The sequence below is a fragment of the Alcaligenes sp. YSL9 genome, from assembly GCF_030515105.1.
GTDB classification, from domain to species: domain Bacteria; phylum Pseudomonadota; class Gammaproteobacteria; order Burkholderiales; family Burkholderiaceae_B; genus Alcaligenes; species Alcaligenes phenolicus.
This window is the reverse complement of sequence record NZ_JALXJU010000002.1, coordinates 329299-345801: the sequence shown is the minus strand read 5'-3', so window position 1 is coordinate 345801 and position 16503 is coordinate 329299. Positions and strand designations below refer to the sequence as shown.

15 protein-coding genes are annotated in these 16503 nt (G+C 56.5%); 9 read left to right on the top strand and 6 right to left on the bottom strand.

Features of this window, described 5'->3' with window-relative positions; all coding sequences use genetic code 11:
• Positions 1–533 precede the first annotated feature (533 nt).
• Positions 534–1013 (top strand): low affinity iron permease family protein, encoded by a 480-nt coding sequence (locus M2Q46_RS09720; protein ID WP_026485221.1) that lies wholly within the window; start codon positions 534–536, stop codon positions 1011–1013.
• 28 nt (positions 1014–1041) lie between these two features.
• Here the strand turns inward: M2Q46_RS09720 and M2Q46_RS09715 are convergent, their stop codons facing one another.
• Complete coding sequence (locus M2Q46_RS09715; RefSeq protein ID WP_302357153.1) at positions 1042–1653, bottom strand: hypothetical protein; 612 nt, start codon at positions 1651–1653, stop codon at positions 1042–1044.
• A gap of 325 nt (positions 1654–1978) precedes the next feature.
• Here M2Q46_RS09715 and M2Q46_RS09710 point away from each other — a divergent pair, with 325 nt between their 5' ends.
• Positions 1979–2404, top strand: coding sequence for a PACE efflux transporter (locus M2Q46_RS09710; protein ID WP_009461311.1), 426 nt, complete (start codon positions 1979–1981; stop codon positions 2402–2404).
• Between the two features lie 62 nt (positions 2405–2466).
• Here the strand turns inward: M2Q46_RS09710 and M2Q46_RS09705 are convergent, their stop codons facing one another.
• Positions 2467–2856, bottom strand: a complete 390-nt coding sequence (locus M2Q46_RS09705; protein ID WP_203145041.1) for a helix-turn-helix domain-containing protein — start codon at positions 2854–2856, stop codon at positions 2467–2469.
• Between the two features lie 151 nt (positions 2857–3007).
• On the opposite strand from M2Q46_RS09705, the gene M2Q46_RS09700 reads away from it, so the two are divergent.
• Both M2Q46_RS09700 and M2Q46_RS09695 read left to right on the top strand, forming a co-directional pair.
• The gene (locus M2Q46_RS09700) at positions 3008–3619 is read left to right on the top strand and encodes an NAD(P)-dependent oxidoreductase (RefSeq protein ID WP_009461315.1); all 612 of its coding nucleotides are present in this window, start codon (positions 3008–3010) and stop codon (positions 3617–3619) included.
• Between the two features lie 16 nt (positions 3620–3635).
• Entirely contained in the window at positions 3636–4115 is a 480-nt protein-coding gene (locus tag M2Q46_RS09695; protein WP_083054084.1) for a nuclear transport factor 2 family protein, read from the top strand.
• Between the two features lie 222 nt (positions 4116–4337).
• Here M2Q46_RS09695 and M2Q46_RS09690 read toward each other — a convergent pair whose 3' ends face one another.
• From M2Q46_RS09690 to xerD, 3 genes are all read right to left on the bottom strand, one after another.
• Positions 4338–5561 carry an MFS transporter gene (locus M2Q46_RS09690; RefSeq protein WP_302357152.1) on the bottom strand — a complete coding sequence of 408 codons (1224 nt, stop codon included), beginning with the start codon at positions 5559–5561 and terminating at the stop codon, positions 4338–4340.
• A 328-nt stretch (positions 5562–5889) separates the two neighbouring features.
• Positions 5890–6384, bottom strand: a complete 495-nt coding sequence (ybaK, locus tag M2Q46_RS09685; protein ID WP_035270993.1) for a Cys-tRNA(Pro) deacylase — start codon at positions 6382–6384, stop codon at positions 5890–5892.
• Positions 6385–6399: 15 nt separating this feature from the next.
• On the bottom strand, positions 6400–7296 hold the full coding sequence (gene xerD / locus M2Q46_RS09680) for a site-specific tyrosine recombinase XerD (protein WP_302357151.1): 897 nt from the start codon (positions 7294–7296) through the stop codon (positions 6400–6402).
• Between the two features lie 187 nt (positions 7297–7483).
• Here xerD and modA point away from each other — a divergent pair, with 187 nt between their 5' ends.
• From modA to M2Q46_RS09665, 3 genes are read left to right on the top strand one after another with little or no spacing between them, the layout of a single operon-like run.
• Positions 7484–8233 (top strand): molybdate ABC transporter substrate-binding protein, encoded by a 750-nt coding sequence (gene modA / locus M2Q46_RS09675; RefSeq protein WP_266108091.1) that lies wholly within the window; start codon positions 7484–7486, stop codon positions 8231–8233.
• An 18-nt stretch (positions 8234–8251) separates the two neighbouring features.
• Entirely contained in the window at positions 8252–8932 is a 681-nt protein-coding gene (modB, locus tag M2Q46_RS09670) for a molybdate ABC transporter permease subunit (RefSeq protein WP_009461324.1), read from the top strand.
• Positions 8929–9630: a sulfate/molybdate ABC transporter ATP-binding protein gene (locus tag M2Q46_RS09665; protein WP_035270991.1), complete on the top strand. Its 702-nt coding sequence runs from the start codon at positions 8929–8931 to the stop codon at positions 9628–9630. Before modB ends, M2Q46_RS09665 begins: the two co-directional genes overlap by 4 nt.
• Here the strand turns inward: M2Q46_RS09665 and M2Q46_RS09660 are convergent.
• Positions 9620–10432, bottom strand: a complete 813-nt coding sequence (locus M2Q46_RS09660; protein ID WP_137431442.1) for a TOBE domain-containing protein — start codon at positions 10430–10432, stop codon at positions 9620–9622. The genes M2Q46_RS09665 and M2Q46_RS09660 overlap by 11 nt on opposite strands.
• 108 nt (positions 10433–10540) lie before the next feature.
• Here M2Q46_RS09660 and M2Q46_RS09655 point away from each other — a divergent pair, with 108 nt between their 5' ends.
• The gene (locus M2Q46_RS09655; RefSeq protein ID WP_302357150.1) at positions 10541–13189 is read left to right on the top strand and encodes a PD-(D/E)XK nuclease family protein; all 2649 of its coding nucleotides are present in this window, start codon (positions 10541–10543) and stop codon (positions 13187–13189) included.
• Positions 13189–16491, top strand: a complete 3303-nt coding sequence (locus M2Q46_RS09650) for an exodeoxyribonuclease V subunit beta (RefSeq protein ID WP_302357149.1) — start codon at positions 13189–13191, stop codon at positions 16489–16491. Before M2Q46_RS09655 ends, M2Q46_RS09650 begins: the two co-directional genes overlap by 1 nt.
• Positions 16492–16503 lie beyond the last annotated feature (12 nt).

The window sequence follows — 16503 nt, the reverse complement described above, 5'->3', positions numbered from 1 at the left end:
TCTGTGCTCCCTGGTCTCCATAGTCCTCTGTTTTGGTGACGCGTTCCATATAAGCATGCTTAGGTGTATACGCTTTGGAAAGCGGCAGAGTCTGGCACAAAATACACATGGTTTTATGGTCAATCTTGCCCACTTCTTGCTCCTTTTTAAATAAAGGCTATGGGAAATAGCGTGTTTTAAAAAAAGACAGCAATGTACTTTCTACAAAAACTATCAAACTGAAAGCAAGATAGTCCGCCTGCATCTTACAAATCTTGTTGGGGCTTGGGTAGTGTCAGCTGTAAAAGGATATTTCGTTCGGAAATACCCGTAAAAAAAATAGAGGAGTTCTTGTCTATCCTTGCATCAGACAAGGGGATAAGGCTGGGTCAAATCGTTTGGCTGGCTTGTCGTCGGTGTGACTCAAGTCGGTGGCAGGAAAATCAGGTTTGTCCTTGATCGAGCTCTGTTTGAATTTTGCCCAGTTTCGTTTTTATTTGAAATATATGAGGCGGGCTCCCGACTAAACTGCTTTTATTTATAAGGAATTTGCCATGAAAAACGACAAGCGTTCCTTGGAAAAAGACCCGTTTTCCTCCTCTGCGTGCAGGCAGGAGGAGCCACCCGTGGTTAAACCTTGCAAGCCAGATTCTGTAGACAGTTTGTTTGACTGCTTTGCCAAGACCGTGACCCGCTTTGCCGGCTCGCCCATCATGTTCTCTGTTGCTGTTTTAGCCGTGCTGGTCTGGGCCTTGTCCGGGCCTTATTTTAATTATTCGGAGACCTGGCAGTTAATTATCAATACCGGAACCACGATTATTACTTTCTTGATGGTGTTTTTAATTCAGCAAAATCAGAATAAAGATAGCAAGGCACTGCATATAAAACTTGATGAGCTGATTATTTCACTGACCGATGCCAATGAGCGCTTGATTGATGTTGAGGAGCTGGATGAAAAGCAGCTCAAGAAATTGGAGGCCTATTATTCCTCCATCGCGTTGAAAGCACGCCGACGTCTGGACGGCGATACATAAAGATAAAAGGGCCTTGCGGCCCTTTTTTTTACAGCATCTTGTTGCGTTGCTGCTCGGCCCGCGAGGCCCCGATCGGCGTTTCGACTTGCTTTTGCTCTTCTGGCGGGGGCAGCACGGCAGGAAATCCCAAGGATTGAATCCACAGCTCGCGAGACCAACCCTGGGTATGGTACAGGTGATGGCCCTCATCGGGAGCGACGGCGTCATGAGCCTGTTTGAGTAAAGTCGCCAGTTTCTTGTCTTTGCTCTGCTCGCCAACCAAGCCAATCAACTGCCAATTCAGATGGTCTTTGGTTTCGGCCAGAATGACACATTCGGATGCGACCAGCTCTGCCGCTTTCGGATCCCCTGCCTGTTTGGCCAACCCCATGGCCTTGACCAGTGCAGAGGCGATCTGTTTCAGTACTTGTCGGCCGGGTGTTTGTTTGGCGGGGTCCAGTGCCAGCTCCTCAAAGATACTTTTCAGCACCTGTTGGTGTGTCAGTGTTTCTTCCAGGTAGCCTTCCCATTCTTTTTTCAGGTCCTCGTTATTGGCACAGGAAATGGCTGCTTTATAGACTTGCTCCCCACCCAATTCAGTTTCCAGGGCTTGATACAAGAGTTCATGCAGCTGTTCGGTGTTGGCTTTATGTAATGTCATTGTTCGCTCCAGTCCAGAGGTTGAGGGTTGGAACTGACACCATAAATGCTGCGGGGCGTACAGATTATGCGATTTGATGAGGAGTGATACGGGCTGTGAATGGCGTAAGGCTTGGGTAACAATATTGCCCGATCGGGTTTGAAAAGGGTTATTGGAGCTGCCCTGCAAACCGTCTGCTTGCCTGTGGTAGGATTGTGCGCTTTATCGCAGCTTCGATGCGGGCTGACGGCCTGTGCATCGGATTTGCCGCTTCATTTTTGAACGCATCGTCTCGTCCGGCTGAATCTCTTTCAGTGCCAGGCTGATGCACCGCAGCAGGGTAGTCATGACACTCCAGGGTTGGAAACGCCGCGTTTTTTACGTGGGTTTGTTCGAGTTTTTTGCCATTGTTTTTTCTTCTTTCTTGCTGGCGTACTTTGCCGGTGGGGAGGCTTCAGAGTCCGCGCCCATTGCTGTGGCGATCTCGGTGATTGCGATTGTCTGGAACTACGTGTTCAACACGGCGTTCGAACATTGGGAATCCCGCCAAGCTGTCAAAGGCCGCAGTCTGCTGCGCCGCAGTGTGCATGCCATCAGCTTTGAGGCTGGCCTGGTGATTGCTATCGTGCCTTTGTATATGTGGTGGTATCAGGTCGGCTTGCTGGAAGCCTTGCGTATGGAAGTAGCCATTCTGGTGTTCTTTCTGATTTATTCCTTTATTTTCAGCTGGACCTTTGACCGGGTATTCGGTTTGCCGGCCAGTGCGGCTTGACCCCGTCGTCCAAGAAAAAGCCGCGTAATGCGGCTTTTTTTGTTTCTGCTGGATTGGCTTTATCACTGCACCTGAGCTTCCCGCCGCGCCTGACAGATACGGGCGTGGTGTACGTCTGCCCACTTCACCAGTTCTCGCATAGGTACCAGAAAAGACTGCCCCAATTCGGTGAGCGTGTATTCCACGCGGGGCGGTACTTCGGCGTACAAGGTTCGTTGTACAAATCCATCAGTTTCCAGCCGCTTGAGTGTGCGTGAGAGCATTTGACGGGAAATATCACCGATTTCCCGACCCAGCTCATTAAAGCGTAGGGTGCCCGGTGCCAGCGATTCCAGGATCAGCAGGCTCCATTGGTCACCAATCCGATCCAGTACATCCCGGATGGGACAGGGTTGCTCAAATTCTTCCTGTATGGGGCTGGAAGCCAATGTGGCTGCGCTTGATGAGGACATGGCGGCTTGCTTTCCTGTGTTCAATAGTCACTTCCGTGTGACCTGGTATGGCCTGCGTGACTTCTTGTGGACTGTCAAAAAACTGTCTAGCATCACGCTTAATGGTCTACTTTATAGACCAGGTCTTTATTTGAGCACACAAGGAGCTGTTATGTCTCGTATTGCATTGATAGGTGCTTCTGGCGAAGTCGGTTCGCGCCTTTTGAAAGAACTCTCGGATCGCGGTCATACGGTGACAGCGATTGCTCGCCATACTGAAAAAATTGCCAGCCTGCCCAATGTCACCGCAGTTCAGGGCGATGTGAATGATCTGGATGGTTTGATTGCGCTATTGAAAGGGCACGATATTGCAATTAGCGCGGTTCGTTTTGCGTCGTCAGATCCTTCCAAGCTGATTACGGCGGTTCGTGCGGCCGGTGTGCCGCGTTATCTAGTGGTAGGCGGTGCCGCCAGCCTTGAAGTGGCCCCCGGTCAGCGATTGATTGATCAGCCTGCGTTCCCGGACGCTTACCGGACCGAGGCCTTGGGTGGCATTGCCTTTCTGGATCAGTTGCGTCAGGAAAAAGAACTGGATTGGACTTTCCTGTCGCCCTCGGCAGAGTTTGGCCCCGGTCAGCGCACGGGCAAATTCCGTATCGGCAAAGACAGCCTTTTGGTCTCCGACCAAGGCAGCAAGATTTCTTATGAGGATTACGCCATCGCTTTGGTGGACGAGATTGAACGTCCTGCCCATTCGCGCCAGCGCTTCACCGTAGGTTATTGAATAGGGAGTGGGACTGATGAAAGGTTTAATCCGATGGGTATCTCCAGTTTTACTAGCGGGCTCTTTCTTGTTGAGCACAAATGCAGCGTTGGCTGCCAATTCGCCGACTCGTGATGTGGCTCAGGAAGAGAGCAATCGCAAGCTGGTGGTCGATTTTTACGACAGCTTCTTTAATAAGCATCAGGTGCAGGAAGCGGCGGCGGTCGTAGCTGAGGACTATATCCAGCACAACCCGGAGGTGCCGGACGGAAAAGCGCCTTTCGTGGGGTATTTTGATGGCTATTTCAAAGAGAACCCGCAGTCTCGCGCACGGATTGTGCGTAGTGCCGCAGACGGCGATCTGGTTTATCTGCATGTGCATTCGACCAATGGCAAGGCCGATCGTGGGCAGGCTGTGATGGATATTTTCCGGGTGCAAGACGGCAAGATTGTGGAGCACTGGGATGTGATTCAGGCCGTGCCCGAGCAGGCGGCCAACAGCAATACCATGTTCTAAGCTCACTATTCGGGCAACCCGTTCTTTACCACCGATACGGCAGCAGCCTTGCGCGGCGTCGAAAGGGGGCGAGACTTTGCCCCGTTATAACGAGGACTTATGCTTACGCCAAATAAAAGACCCGCAAGCCATGGCGGGTCTTTTTGATGAGGGGGGTGAACGGAGTTCTTCTTTGGGCAACCGTTTGTGCTGTTGCTTGGTGAAGTTTCGATTGCGAGTTGTCTAAGCCGCCTGCATCTTGATCTTGGCTTCGCGAATCGGCAGATTGACGATGGCCGCCAGTACGGCCAAGACAATATCTGCCCACCACATCCAGCTGTAGTCACCAAAGCGGGTCAAGGCGATCCCCCCCAGCCATGCGCCCAGAAAGCCGCCGATCTGGTGCGAGAACAAGGCCAGACCAAACAGGGTTGCCAGATAGCGCGTGCCAAACAGCTTGGCGACGATATTAGCGGTAGGGGGCACGGTAGCCAGCCAGGTCAGCCCCAGGCCGATGGCAAAGATGTAAAACACCAGATCGGTTTTAGGCATCATCAAGTACCACAGGATCAGCACGGCGCGCGAGGCATACATCAGTGCCAGCACGTATTTGCTGCGCCAGCGGGCAATGCAGGAACCGGCGGCAATACTGCCAAAGATATTGGCCAGGCCGATCAAGGCCAGCGACCAGCTTGCCACCGAAGGTGGCAGCCCGCACAAGTCAATTTCCCCCGGTAAGTGGGTGACCAGAAAAGCAATGTGAAAACCGCAGGTGAAAAAGCCCAGACTCAGCAGCAAGTAGCTGCGATCCTTCATGGCGCTTTTCAGTGTCTCGGCCAGACCGGGACTGCTGACAACAGGTGCTGGGGTGGCTGCGGCTTTTTCGGGCTTGCTGCCCGGACTTAGCTTGCGAATTAGAGGCAGGGTCAGCAGGGCGGTCAGGGCCAGAACCCAAAAGGTCGACATCCAGCCGACCCAGCCGATCAGCTTTTGCACCACGGGGGCAAAGACGAACTGCCCGAAGGAGCCGCCGGCATTGATCAGGCCCGAGGCCTGACCGCGGGCGTGATCCGGAATACGTTGGGCGGCAGCGCCAATCAAGGTGGAGAAACTGGCCGCGCCCGAACCAATATTGGCCAGCAGGCCCAGCGTCAGGGTCAGCCCTAGCCCGGTACCAATAAACGGCGTTACCGCACAGCCCAGTGCCAGAATCAGAAGGCCCGCGATCAGAACCCGGTCCGGGCCCCAGCGGTCGGAGCAGGCACCGGCAATAGGCTGGATGGCCCCCCAGGCAAGTTGGCCCACGGCCATGGCAAAGCTGATGGACATGATGCCCATGCCGGTTGCCTTATCAATGGGGCCAACGAACAGGCCAAAGGATTGGCGTATCCCCATGGTAACCATCAGGATGCCAGCAGCCGCCAAAGTCACCGTCATGACGGCGGGCTGGCGCAAGGATTGAAACATGGGGTCCCCTCTTATTATTCAGGTTTGAATTATCTGGCGAAATGTCACACAGGTGCAATCTCCTGCTTTTGTGAAGAGCGATGGAGCGGACAGTGTTGTAATCCGCTGCTATCCAGTTCCAGTTCTAGTTCCAGTTGCGGGAGGAGGAGGAGGAGGAGGTGGTGGTGATGGTGGTGGTGGTGGTGGTGGTGGTGGTGGCTGCGCGTGGCAGGAAGTGCAGGGAGCAGAACCAGGCTGTTTATTGTGACGTTTGAGGGTTCAAGCAATTGCGTGACAAAAAAAAGACGGGCTGACTGCGCCGTCTTTTTATACCTGCTGCCAAGTAAGATCAGCCTTTTTCCAGGCCAGCCTGTACGGGGCGTGCCCCCAGCTTGTCGATCAGAACCTGGGGATTGATACCCAGCAAATAGCCGCGTCGGCCACCATTGATGTAAATGGTGTCAAACTCCAGCAGTTCTTCTTCCAGCCATACGGGCATGGCCTTGCGGGTGGCAAAGGGAGAGGTGCCGCCAACCATATAGCCCGAATGGCGTTGGGCCACATCCGGTTTGCAGGGGGCGATCTTTTTCGCGCCGGTTTGACGAGCCAGATTTTTGGTGGAGACTTCACGGTCGCCGTGCATCACGATGATCAGGGGCTTGGCGCTTTCATCTTCCATGATCAGGGTCTTGGCCACCCGGTGCAGGTCCAGACCCAGCTGGGCTGCCGCTTCCATGGCTCCGCCATGATCGACATAGTTGTAGCTATGCTCGGTAAAGGAAATGCCATTTTTACGTAGCCACTGTGTGGCCGGTGTTTCGCTAACGTGTTTTTCTTTAGCCATATCTTGGTAGTGCGCTCAGGCGCGTGGATGATGGGCTGCGTGTAAGGCTTTCAAGCGCTCACGTGCCACATGAGTATAAATCTGGGTCGTGGAAATGTCGGCGTGTCCCAAGAGCATTTGCACCACGCGCAAGTCGGCGCCGTGATTGAGCAAATGGGTCGCGAAAGCATGACGTAAAACGTGCGGGGACAAGGGGGCCAGAATACCGGCCTGAACCGCATATTTCTTGACGATCAACCAAAAAGACTGGCGGCTCATGCAAGTGCCGCGTCCTGTAATAAATACAAAGTCGCTGCGGCGCTGGCCCAGCAAGGCAGGGCGGGACTCCTGCATATAACGTTCGATCCAGTGCAGGGCCTCCTGTCCCAAAGGCACCAGCCTGTCCTTCCCCCCCTTGCCCTGGTCGATGCGCAGCACGCCATCGCTCAGGCTCAGGTTCTGCAAGGGCAGTTCAGTCAGTTCCGTGACGCGCAAACCGCTGGCATACAAGGTTTCCAGCATGCTGCGATCGCGCAGCCCCAAGGGATTATGTATGTCCGGGGCAGCCAGCAGGCGTTCTACCTGTTCTTCGGACAAGGTGTGCGGGACGCGTGGGGCCTGTCGGGCGCTGCTCAATTCCAGGCAGGGATCGTCCTGCCGCATACCTTCTTGCACTGTCCAGTTGTAAAAGCGACGTAAGGTGGCCAGCCTGCGATTGGCTGTGCTGGCCTTGCTCTGATCTGCCTGGCTGGCCATCCATTCCCGCAAATCCTTGGCTTCCAACTGTTCCAGCGCTTTGCCTTCGCGCTCTTGTTGAGCCCATTCCTCCAGGCGTTCCAGATCCTGCCGATACGCTTGTTGGGTGTTGGCAGACAGGCCGTCCTGCAACCAGAGCATGGTGATGAAATCGGAAATCAGACTGGCTTGCGTCATGAGGATGAAAAATTCGGAAAGCGTGGCTGTTGGCGTGCTTTTGGGAGCCGGGATGAGGCAGGAAAGCCCTCATGCTATCACTCCGGGATGATGAGCTTCATTCAGTAGAGGGGTAGATTTACGCTATATACCTATATATATTTCCTGATTATACTAATTCGTTACACCCGTCCCGGAGGAGAAAACAATGTTCAAACGTGTCGTATCGGTCGCTGCCTTATCCCTGTTCTTGCAAGGCACCGCGCAAGCCGATGAATTGGTTGTGGCCGCCGCCGCCAGTCTGACCAACGCCTTCAAGGAATTGGCTGGCCAGTTTGAGGCAGAGCACCCCGGCACCAAGGTGCTGACCAGCTTCGCCGCATCGGATGTATTGCTGCAGCAGATCGTCAATGGTGCTCCGGTGGATGTGTTTGCCTCGGCCGACCAGAAAGCCATGAACAAGGCGGAAGAAGCCAAGGCTGTGGATCCTGCTACCCGCAAGAATTTTGTGCAGAATCAGGTTGTGCTGATTGTGCCTAGCGACAACCCTGCCAAGGTTACGAACGCTGGCGATCTGGGCAAGGCGGAAGTCAAACGCGTTGCTTTGGGTAATCCGGCTGTCGTCCCTGTGGGTCGTTATACTCAGGCCGCTCTGGAGAAGGCCGGTCAGTGGGATGCAGTCAAACAGCGTGAAATTCTGGGCCAGAACGTGCGTCAGGTGCTGGATTATGTCGCTCGTGGTGAAGTGGAAGCCGGTTTCGTGTTCGCGACTGACGCGGCCATCATGAAAGACAAGGTGGAAGTGCTGGAAGTGCTCAAGACCACGGAACCTGTCACTTACCCGATCGCCTTGGTGCAGCGCGAAGGCCGTAATGACAAGGCTCAGGCTTTCCAGGATTTCGTCATGTCTGAATCCGGACAGCAAGTGCTGGCAAAATACGGTTTTGCCAAGCCTTGATAGGATTTTGATCGTCGGATGACTTCACTTTGGATTCCTCTGTGCTTATCGCTCAAGGTCGCCGGTTGGGCGACCTTGTTTGCCTGTGTGCTGGGTATAGGGGTGGCCTATGCCTTGTCACGCTGGCAGTCGCGTTGGTGTGACCTGCTTGATTCCATCTTGACCTTGCCCATGGTCTTGCCGCCTACCGTCATCGGCTATTACCTGCTGGTCTTGCTGGGTCGGCGCAGTGCCTTTGGGCAATGGCTCTCCAGCATGGGCATTGAGCTGGTCTTTACCTGGCAGGGGGCGGTGATTGCCGCCACTGTCGTGGCCTTTCCCATGATTTTGAAGGCAGCGCGTGCGGCTTTTGAGGACGTGGACCCCCGCCTGGAAAATGCGGCCAGCGTGCTGGGCCTGAAACCCCTGGCCATCTTCTTTCGTGTCAGTCTGCCTTTGGCAGCGCGTGGCATCATGGCAGGCGTTTTGCTGGCCTTTGCCCGCGCTTTGGGCGAGTTCGGCGCTACGTTGATGATCGCGGGCAGCATACCGGGGCGCACCCAAACCATGTCCATCGCCATTTACGAGGCAGTCCAGGCAGGGGAGGATCAGCAGGCATTGGTGCTGGTCGCTATTATTTCGATTACTTGTGTGCTGGTCTTGTGGAGTACCAGTGCCTTGTCACCCCGTCACGTACGCCGTAAAAGAGGGATGCAATGAGCCTGACTGTACAGATTCAACGCACCGTGGTCAGCGAGGCCCGTCATTTTGACTTGAATATCCAGATTCAAACCGAAGCCCGTCATATTGCCCTGTACGGGCCTTCGGGTTCGGGCAAGTCCTTGACGGTGCAAAGCGTGGCGGGCTTGTTGCGGCCCGACCATGGCCGCATTCAAATTGGCGATCAGGTCTATTTTGATTCTGAAAAAGGCATCAACCTGAAACCACGCGAGCGTCGGGTGGCGTACCTGTTTCAGGACTACGGCCTGTTCCCGCATCTGACCGCAGCACAGAATATTTGCTTTGGTCTGAACACGGGCTTGTTCAACCGCTCCGTGCGAGACATGCCTGCGGCTGCCCAACGTTGGGTAGAAGCGTTTCAGCTGGAGTCGGTATTAAGCAGCTATCCCGCCCAGTTGTCTGGCGGGCAAAAGCAGCGTTGTGCCTTGGCGCGAGCCTTGGCTATTGAACCTCAGCTGCTTTTGCTGGATGAGCCTTTGGCGGCCCTGGATCAGGACTTGCGTGCGCGTTTGCGGGCTGAACTGGCTCAGTTGCAAAGCCAGATCGATATTCCCACTATCCTGATCACGCACGATCCTGAGGATGCCAGGGCCCTGGCCCAAGAGGTCTATCGTATTCGCGATGGACGCATTATCGAATGCTGTACCAGCGCGGATCTGGAAGTTCTTACAGCGTAGCGATCATCACGCTGGATGCCTTGAACAGTGCATAGGCGGATTGGCCTGCTTCCAGGTGCAAGCGCTGTGTGCTGTCCAGGGTGATGCTGGCGGTGACTGTCAGGCCCTGCGGCAGTTCCAGACGTACTTCTGCATTGACGGCACCGGTAATGACATCGGTAATCGTGCCGGGCAGTTGATTGCGTGCGGACAGGGAGTTACGGGTGTCGCCCGTGCCAATCATGATCGAGGACGCTTTCAGAAAGGCCAGAACCTTCTGCCCTTCACGCAGGCCCAGGTTTTCCGTGCTTTCTCGTGTGATGGACGCGACCACGATTTGGCCCTGGCCAATATCCACATGAATTTCGTCGTTGACGGCTCCCGTTTTGATCGTGGTAACGATACCGGGCAGTTGGTTGCGAGCCGAGGTTTGCATGATCATGGTTTGGAGTAACTCCATTTGAGTTGCCACGGAAGGCATTAAACGACCAATACGGCTCATGAAGCGTTGATGCAGCCGGTCGTAGGTTTGATACAGCTCCAGCAGTTCGACGGCTTTGGGCGTCAGGGTGGCACCGCCACCACGATGACCGCCCGTACTGCGCAGCACCAGAGGTTCGCCCGCCATATTGTTCATGATGTCGATGGCGTCCCAGGCCGCCTTGTAGCTGATGCCAATATGACGGGCAGCGGCAGAGATCGAACCCTGCTCGGCAATGGCGGCCAGCAAGGCCATACGGCGGGCGCTACCCCAGGTATGGTCGCCAGTGCGCAGCGACAGGCTGCCGGTTAATTCGGTATTGGGGGTGTGTGAACTAGACATGATGATAAGTGTAAGGGCGGGAACAAACTAGGGATAGAGCGCCGGTACAATGGCCGGATCAGCGCTGCTGGCCGTTCTGTTTTCTTGCAACCTTAACTGGTTTTTTCTATGTACGACACCTCTGCTGTTTCCATGGCTCAATTGCAGGAGCTCAATAGTGCCGAGACGGTTGTCTTGACCGTGAATAAGCGCTATGCGCGCCGCCTGCTGGGACATTTGTCGGCCCGTCTGGCGGGTGCTGGCGGGACGGTTGCCGTACCGGAAATTGTGCCTTTGGGCGCGTGGCTGGCGCAGGCCAGCGATCAGCTCTGCTTTTCAGAACAGTGGCAACCGGCCGCGCATCAGATGGATCGCTTTGCCGCTTTGCAGCGCTGGGAACACAGCATCGAGCAGTGCGAGGAAGAAGGCTATTTTCTGGATGTAGGTCAAGCGGCGCGTCTGGCTTGTGAAGCCGATACCTTGCTGGATGAATGGAATATCGAGCTGAAACCCGGCGAGGCCAGCGTGGATTTTGAGCGCTTCATGCAATGGCGCTCTCACTACCGGCAAAGCCTGGAGCAGGCAGATCTGGATGATGCAAACCTGGCTGCGGAGCGTGTGCTCAAAGCGGTGCAGGCAGGCGCCTTGCACATGCGTCATCGCCATATGGTGCTGCATGGTTTTCATGAATATTCGCCACGCCTGCAAAGTTTGTTGAGTGGTTTGCAGGACATGGGGGTAGAGATTCTCCAGCTGCAGCACGAAGAGGCTCCGGCGACAGAGGTGTATCGGGTGCAGGCGCAGGATGCGGATACGGAATGGCGCCTGGCGGTGCAGTGGGCGCGTCGTCAATTGGACGAGGACCCGGATCGCACAGTAGCCATTGTGGCCGCGCAGCTGGAAACGCAATTGCCGCTGGTGCATCGTCTTTTGCGACAGGCCATGCACACGGATCAAGGTGCTTTGCCCTATAACGTGGCGGCAGCCCGATCCTTGGCTGAGTGGCCAGTGGTTGAAGCGGCCATGGCCTGGTTGAAGGCCTTGTTTACCTTGGCGACCAAGGGGCAGGCTGAGCCCGCCATGCTGGGCGAAGCCTTGCGTTTGGGAGCGTGTCAGGCAGAACAGTCTGAAGCAGGTGGCCGTGCCCGCATTGACAAGGCCTGGCGCGACAACCGCATTACACAAGTTAGCCGTAAAGAATTTGCCGACATGCTCAGCTTCCACACACCCGAACTGGCTCTGGCCTGGGGCAAGGCGGTGGAACGCTTCGAGTCCGTATCGGCAGGCGCTCAAGGAGTGGATACCTGGGCGTCAGTCATGCGCCAATGCCTGGAGGCTTTGGGCTTTCCGGGCACTAACCGTCTGGATAGTGCCCAGTTTCAAACTCTGGAGGCTTTGGAAGCCTTGCTGCTGCAACTGGCGCAGCAAGCGCCGGTCTTGGGTCGCATCAGTGCCTTGAAGGCACAAAGCGCTTTGGCCCGCATGGCCCGTGAAAATTTGTTCCAGCCACAACGAGACCCACGTTCCCGGCTGGACGTGCTGGGTTTTCTGGAAGCGGAAGGCGGGCGCTGGGATGCCGTATGGGTGCTGGGCCTGACCGATGATATTTTGCCTGCTGCGGTCAAACCCAATCCTTTGATTCCTGCCCAGGTGTTGCGTCGAGTCTCGGCACCTCGCAGTACGCCAGAGCGGGAGCTGGAATGGGCGCGCTGGATGCTGAGTGCCTTGCTACGCTGTGGCAATCAGGTTTTGCTAAGTGCACCTTTGCATCAGGGCGAACAGGAGCTGAGGCCCAGTCCCTTGATTGCTCATTGGCCTGTGCTTGAAATGCCTTGGGCGGTGCAGGCAGAGCAGGCCGTCGCACAGGAAGCCTTGCTGGACGAGCAAGGCCCCAGCTTGAAACAGGAAGAGCGCATACGTGGCGGGATCAGTGTGCTGGATACCCAGGCTCGCAATCCCTTGTGGGCGTTTGTGAAGTTTCGGCTACATGGTCAGGCCTTGCCCGACTACGCCCGTGTGGGCGATATGAATACACGCGGGATGTTCCTGCACCGCGCCGTCGAATTGTTCTGGCAGCGTGTGAACGATCAGGACAGCCTGCATGAGCTGATTGGTGAGGATTCGCTGCTGGATGTGGTGCAAGCATGTATCGAACAGGCCGCTCAGGAGGAGCTGGCCGATTATGGTCCGGTGCTGCGCAGCCTGGAAATGGAGCGGGGTCTGGCGGTCTTGAACGAGTACGCCCATCAGGAAGCCCAGCGCCCGCCGTTTGCTCTGGGGGCGACGGAGCATGAGTTGAGTTGGAACCGTGGCTTGTTACGTCTGAACCTGCGTCTGGACCGCTTGGATGATCTGGCTGATGGCGAGCAATTGCTGTTGGACTACAAAACCGGCATAGGCGAGCTGCGGCCCGATAAAGACTGGCTGCGGCCCAGACCCGTGAATCTGCAATTGCCGTTTTATGCTGCTGCCTTGCAGGATCAAGGCCGTAGCGTCAGTGGTTTGGCCTTTGTACGCTTGCATGCCCGACAGGTCGGTTTAAGCGGTTTGGCCGCGCCCGGCATGGATATTGAGGGTCTGACCGAATTGGAAAGCGCCCAGCAGTGGACCGCCCAAATCGCGCAGTGGAAACAGGCGGTGGAAGGCTTGGCAGATGAGTTCCTGCAAGGGCAGGCCGCCAATCAGATCTGGAACCGCAACGATCTGCTGTATTGCGATGTTTTGCCCTTTTTACGTTTGTTCCAGGAAGACCTCCAAGACAATGGAGGAGAGGTGTAATGGTGACAGTCCCTAGCGATAGCCCCGCCCGTGCACGGGCACTGGACCCCGAGTCCTCCTTTCTGGTCCAGGCCCCAGCCGGTTCCGGCAAGACAGAGCTGCTGACCGACCGGATTCTGGCCTTGCTGGCTCGCGTGCAGCGGCCAGAAGAAATTGTGGCCATTACCTTCACCCGTAAAGCTGCGGCTGAAATGCATGCGCGTGTACTGGAGAAGTTGGCCGCTGCCAATCAGGAACGGCCTGCCGAGCCCTACCGGGTACGCAGTTGGGAACTGGCGCGTGCCGCCATGCAGCGTAATCAGGAGCAACAGTGGGATTTGCTGGCTTACCCGGCCCGTTTAAGCATCCGGACCATCGACTCCTTGTGTGCCCACCTGGTACGCGCCATGCCCTGGATTACGGGGCTGGGCGGGGTTCCGGCCATTACCGATAAGGCCCAGGAGCATTACGAAGCGGCGGCTTGGGCCACGCTGGAGATGGCGGAAAGCGTGCCCAGCGTGGCGCGTTTTCTGGAACACATGGATGTGAACCTGCTGCAGGCGCAAGCTCTGTTGGCCGGTATGTTGGCCAGCCGCGATCAGTGGTTGCCAGCGGTGGGGCAGGGCGGTGATGTGGCGCTTTTGCAAGACAGCTTGCGCGAGGTGGTGGAGCAGCAGTTGCAGCAGCTAAGCGATTCACTGCCACCCGGTTGGGCGCGAACTTTGGCGCCTTTGGCCTGCTTTGCGGCCTCGAATCTGGAAAGTGGCGATGTGCTGGCCTTGGCGGATTGGCAAGGCGATAACCTGGCCCCGGTCATGGACGATTTGCCGCGCTGGCGTGGTCTGGCAGCCTTGTTGCTGACGGATAAAGGCGATCTGCGCAAAAGCCTGACGGTGCGTAATGGCTTTCCCCCGAAAACGGCACAAAAAGAAATGCTGACGGAGTGGTTGAGCAATTGTCTGGGTGCAGAGCCCTGGATTGCTCGCCTGGCCAGTGCACGCCTTTTGCCCGAGCAATACTCCCCCCAGCAGCAAGAAGTCCTGTCCAATCTGATTCAGGTCTTGTGGCTGGCTGCGGCGCAATTGAAACTGCGCTTTGCCGAGAAAGCTGAGGTCGATTTCACCGAGATTGCCCAACGTGCCTTGCAAGCCTTGGGTGATGCCGACGAGCCGGGCGAGCTGCTCTTGCGCATGGACAGGTCCATACGCCATTTGCTGGTAGACGAGTTCCAGGACACCAGCCAATCCCAGGTGCAGTTGCTGGAACGCCTGACCAGTGGTTGGGAGCCGGGCGACGGGCGCAGCCTGTTTTTGGTGGGTGACCCCATGCAGTCCATTTACCGTTTCCGCAAGGCGGAAGTGGGTTTGTTTTTGCAAGTCTGGCAAGCTCGACGCTTGGGCGAAGTAGAGCTGGAACCACTGAATCTCAGTAATAACTTCCGTTCACATCCGCGCTTGGTGGAATGGGTGAACAAGGTGGGGGCGCAATTGTTTCCGGCTCGACCTGACCCGGATCTGGGCATGGTCACCTACGAACATTCGACCGCCTTCAAGCCCGATATTCCCGAGTGGGCGGTGCATTTTCACCCGTCCTGGCATTTCCGAGTGGCTCGGGGAGAGGATGCTGTGCCGTCGCAGCAAGCGGCTCAAGAGCGTGCAGTGCAGGAGGCGGTTCAGTGTGCGGCCCAAGCTCTGGAACGTTATCAGGACAGCGAACATCCGGTGGCAATTCTGGTGCGAGCACGCTCGCACTTGCATGGTCTGGTGCGCAAGCTGGGCGAGCAGGGCATACCGTGTCGAGCCGTAGAACTGGAACCTTTGCAACAGCGTCCTGTGGTGGCTGATCTGGTGCAATTGGTCCGTGCCTTGGCGCACCCGGCTGATCGACTGGCTTGGCTGTCTGTCTTGCGCTCGCCATTGATCGGCCTGCGTTTGGAGAGCCTGCACCGCCTGTGCGCCTTGTATCCTACACAGACCTTGGCCGAGCTTACACACAATCAGGATTTCGAAGACTGGGATGCCAACGAGCGTGCTCGTCTGCTCTTTGCTTGCCAGATCTTGCTGGACAAAGGCAATCGCAGTGGCTTGATGCCTTTTGCTGCCTGGGTGCAGGAATGCTGGACGCGCTTGGGCGGGCCGCAAGTCTATCCAAGCCTGGCTGATCAGGCGGATGCAGAACAAGTCTTGCGTCTGTTGGAGGAGTTATGCCCTTACGGACCGCCCGACCAGCAACAATTGCAGGCCCGTGTGGAGTCGCTGTATGCCACCCCGCAGGGCACGGGCAAGGCCGTGGAGGTGATGACAATTCACAAGTCCAAGGGTCTGGAGTTTGAAACTGTCATTTTGTTTGGCTTGCACAAGCAGTCAGCAGCCGACTCCGAGCCGTTGATTCGTCTGGAGCACAGCGCCGAGCGCTTGATTCTGGGGCCGATCAGTCACAAGGGCAGCGAGCAGCGCGATCCGGTGTCGCAGTTTCTGGCGGCGCGGGAGCGTATCCGGGCCGAGCAGGAAAGCCACCGCTTGTTATATGTGGCCCTGACGCGTGCCCGTCAGGAGCTGCATCTGTTTGCGGAATTGAGCATCACCCAGGATAAGGGCCTGCGCGAGCCGGATGGCCGCTCCTTGCTGAGCCGTGTCTGGCCGGTCCTGGAGCAGCCACAGGCTCCTGTTTGGCAAGCCGAGCAGGGCGGACAGCAAGAGGAATCCGGGCAAGGTTCCGCGGCATTGTTGCAGCGAGTGGTGAGCTTGCCGGCCGCGCCGCCCGAGCAGTTGCAGGCCGACAGCCCGCAGTATCAAAGCTGGCAGTGGTCCCTGGACACGACTCATGAAAAAGCCATTGGTACGGTTGCCCACGACTGGCTGGAAAAGCTGGGCCGTGAAGGGCTGGAGCAATGGCCGGTAGAACGCTTGCAGCAAGGCCGCGCCGTGATGCGTCGTCAACTGTTGCGTGCTGGTGTGCCAGCGACCTATCTGGATGAAGCCGCCCAATCCCTGTTTGAAGCGATTACTGCGACCGTACAGACGGAACGGGGCCGCTGGCTGCTGGGCGTCAGCCGAGCTTACCGGGAATGGTCCTTGCTGGACGTCAGTGGCCGGGTGTCGATTATTGACCTGGCCATTTCCCAGGAAGATCACTGGCTGGTGGTGGATTACAAGACCGGACGACCTGCCGAGCATGAAAGTCTGGACGATTTCAAGGCACGGATGCTGGAGCGTTATGCGCCGCAATTGCAGCGGTATTGTGAGCAGGTGCAGGCTCTGGATGGCCGGCCCGCGCAGGCTGCGCTTTATTTCCCGAGAGCCGATCTTTGGCTGCCGTATTGATGCTACACTATT